Consider the following 265-nt stretch of genomic DNA (forward strand, 5'->3'; position numbering starts at 1 on the left):
GCTGCGGCAGACGGTTGCAAATCCATGGGCAAGTCCTCCTGCTTCTCCTGTTTATACCAGTTGTAGAAGACATACGCGAGCACACAACCGTATACGAGCTCCTGTATCAGCTTCATAATAATTCCGCCCAAACGCTGGTCGCTGAACGTGTCGAGACTCGGGAATATTTGCGGAACCGACATGTATGTGGCGTACAAAGGGTCTTCCGCAAAAATGATAAGCGCACAGGCAGGAGTAATCAGTACCCCATTTGCAAAAATGTAGG

The 265-nt window shown here is 49.4% G+C and carries 1 protein-coding gene; it reads right to left on the minus strand.

Annotated features, from left to right (window positions below; genetic code table 11):
- On the minus strand, positions 1–260 hold a 260-nt coding region (locus SB754_RS20810), incomplete at its 3' end, for a cytochrome c oxidase assembly protein (RefSeq protein WP_410784252.1).
- Positions 261–265: the final 5 nt, after the last annotated feature.

Source organism: Leifsonia sp. SIMBA_070 (genome assembly GCF_046534635.1).
Lineage (GTDB): Bacteria > Actinomycetota > Actinomycetes > Actinomycetales > Microbacteriaceae > Leifsonia.